The organism is Streptomyces sp. FH025 (genome assembly GCF_017427025.1).
In the GTDB taxonomy this organism is placed as follows: Bacteria; Actinomycetota; Actinomycetes; order Streptomycetales; family Streptomycetaceae; genus Kitasatospora.
In genome coordinates this window covers 1-3,108 of sequence record NZ_JAFLNG010000809.1, presented here as the reverse complement: position 1 = coordinate 3,108, position 3,108 = coordinate 1, and the positions used below count along the sequence as shown (strand labels likewise).

Annotated in this window: 2 protein-coding genes; both read right to left on the bottom strand. The window is 70.3% G+C overall.

The features are described from left to right. The coding region (locus J0670_RS34185) for an alpha/beta hydrolase-fold protein (RefSeq protein ID WP_307806816.1) at positions 1-1,040 on the bottom strand (1,040 nt) is incomplete at its 3' end. Between the two features lie 457 nt (positions 1,041-1,497). After that, positions 1,498-3,108: carbohydrate-binding module family 20 domain-containing protein (locus J0670_RS34180; protein WP_207816240.1), on the bottom strand; the 1,611-nt coding region annotated here is incomplete at its 5' end.

Below are 3,108 nucleotides of genomic sequence, written 5' to 3'. Positions count from 1 at the left end.
TTCTTGGTGAGCCACTGCAGCGTGTCCGGGATCATCTTCTTGAAGTCCGAGGTCAGGTGCTTGCCGCCGGGCTGCTCGTAGTACTCGATGGACACCGGCGGGACGGCCTTGGCCACCCAGCTCTTGACGACGTCCTTCTCGTAGCCGTTGGCGCCGCCCGCGGTGACGTACATCTTCACGTCGGCCTTGCCCTGGGTGATCAGCACGTTGGGGCTGTTGGCCGCCTTCTCGGCGTCGTGGCCCTTCCACAGCCCCGAGTCCGGGATGAAGTAGCCGTCGATCGGCACCGCGGCCTTGTAGACCTCGGGGTGCTGCAGCGCGAGCTTGGCGCTGCAGAAGCCGCCGGTGGAGGCGCCCATCACGCCCCAGCTGTCGCGGCCCTTCAGGGTGCGGAAGTTGGCGCGGACGAAGTCCGGGATGTCCTCGGCCATCCAGGTGCCCATCTTGGGCTGGCCCGGGATGTCGGAGCAGTCCAGCGCGTTCTTCTCGTCGCTGTTGAAGTTCTGCACCGGCATGACCATGATGAACGGGTGGGCCTTGCCCTCCTTGACCAGCCGCTGGTCCTCCTCCTGGATCGGCAGCTGGTTGTCGGTCCAGGTGTTGTAGCCGTTGCTCTGGCCGCCCGCGTAGAGGGTGAGCACCGGGAAGCCGGTCTTGGCGAACTTGGGGTCGTTGTACTCGGGCGGCAGCCAGACCCAGACCTTGCCGGAGACCCCGGACTTCGGACCGGCCAGCGTGGTCACCATGATCGGGCCGGCGGCGGTGTCCCGGGCCTTGGTCAGGTTGGTGGCCGGGCCGGTCGGCATCAGCACCTTGCCGTTGGCCGGAGTGGGCTGCTCCTCGGCGGAGGGCGTGCCGGGGGCCGTCGTGCCGGAGGCCGCCGGGCTGCCCGCGGCACCGGACGCGGCGGGGCTCCCGTTCGCCGAGGCGCCGCTCCCCTTCTCGCCGCCGGAACTGCCGCAGGCCGCGAGCGAGGCGGCCAGGGTGAGCACGGCGGCGCCGGTCAGGACGGCACGGGAACGGGACGACTGCCTAAGCACGGTGAGGACTCTCCGACCGATGTCACACCCGGTCCGTCTGGGACCGGGCGGCGGCCCCCCGGTGGGGCCGGAAAGGGCCCGGGGGCGCGGCGCTGTGCGGTCCCGGGTGTGGCGGTACACCGCCCCTCGCGGGAAGGTACCTTCCTGCGATCTTATGACGTGGGCCGGGGCGCCCCGGTTGCGCGTCGGCCACCGGAAATCCAATGTTTGTTCGCGATCAGGTAAAACCCTTCACCGCTCCCGTCGGTCGACGGGGGCCGGACGGCGGGGGCCACGGCCGTCGGCCTGCTGGGCTGTCCGGTTTTCGGCCGCTTTGACCGGCACCGGCGGGCCCGCACATCCGGAACGACCGGCTCAGCACACCGGATCGTGACCGAACCCACTGCGACCCCCGTCGGCCCGGGCCGACGGGGGTCGCAGTGGGGAGCGGCGAGGAAGCGGGAGGAGCGGGAAACGGCTACGGCCGCCAGGTGTCGTTCAGCGTGACGTTCCCCGAGGCGGGCGCGGTCGCCGTCCGGTTCGCCCCGGACTCCCAGGTCACCGCCCCGCTCGCGTCCTTGCGCAGGTACTTGTACTGGAAGGCGGTGCCGCCCGGCAGCGAGAGCGCGAGCGACCAGACCGGGTAGCCGGCCGAGGAGAGCGGCAGCGCCTTGGCCGGGTCCCAGCCGCCGAGCGCCGGGACGTCGCCGACCACGTAGACGTTCTGCCCGTACGCGGTGGTCGCGTTGACGTTGAAGGAGGCTCCGGAGACGTTCGTCCCGGGCTGGACGTACAACGCGACGGCGTCGCCCGCGCCGACCGTCGCGGTGAACTGCCCGTTGACGCCGACCTGGTACGTCGGGCCGGTGCAGCCGCCGCCCGGCTGCGGGTCGCCGTGCTGGACGTCGCAGTAGGTGCCGGCCGGCAGCCCGGTCTGGAAGGTCTGCGTGATCGCGCCGCTCTCGTGGTTGATCGCGACGTAGCCCTTGTCGCCGCGGCCGAAGGCGATCGCGTTGCCGCCGTTGGACCACCAGTTGGTGACGCCCGTGCCGGCGACGGCGTTGCGGAAGCCGACCATGTTGGCGATCTGCCGCCAGGCGTGGGTGCAGTTCCACCCGTCCTGGTAGCAGGCGTTGACGGTGCCGCCGTTGGGCGGGCCGTCGTCCCGGTTGGTGAAGGTGTAGCCGGAGTAGATGTTGGGCGAGCCGTACGTCGAGGCCAGCAGGAAGACGTTGGCCAGCGTGTAGGTGTTGCCGTAGGTGTAGTTGAGGGTGGAGCCGTTGCGCTCGGTGTCCCAGTTGTCGACGAAGCTGCGCGCCTGGCCGCTCGGCAGGTAGCCCCAGGAGGCGCCCCAGCCGCTGAGGTTGGCGAGCTTGTCGCTGGTGAAGACGCGCTTGAGGTCGGTGCCGGCCCGGAACTCGTCGACGTCGCCGTTGCCGGTGTACTCGGACGGCTGGATCGGCTCGCCGGCGCCGTAGATGACCTCCTGCACCCAGTAGGCGTTGGGGTTGGCCGTCTTCGCCTTGATCGCGGCGAGTTCGGAGGCGGCGATGTGCTTGGCGGCGTCGATCCGGTAGCCGTCGACGCCGAGCGAGCCGAGGTCGTCCAGGTAGTGCGCGATGGTGGTCTGGACGTACGTGCTGCCGGTGTCCAGGTCGGCCAGGCCGTCCAGCTCGCAGGTCTGCACGTTGCCGCGGTCCTGGTAGTTGCTGATCGGCTGGCGGCAGCTGTGGAAGTCCTGGTCCTGGTACGTGCCGGGGTAGTTGTACTTGGTGTAGGCGGTGCCGCCGGTGCCGGTGCCGGAGCCCGCCGTCATGTGGTTGACCACGGCGTCGGCGATCACCTTGACCCCGGCCGCGTGGCAGGCGTTGACCATGTTCTTGAAGGAGGTGCGGTCGCCGAGCCGCCCGGCGATCCGGTAGCTGACCGGCTGGTAGGAGGTCCACCACTGCGGGCCCTGGATGTGCTCCTGGGGCGGCGAGACCTCGACGAAGCCGTAGCCCTTCGGGCCGAGGGTCGAGGTGCAGGCCTGGGCGACCGAGTCGAAGCGCCACTCGAAGAGGGTGGCGGTGACGTCCTTGCCGTTGTT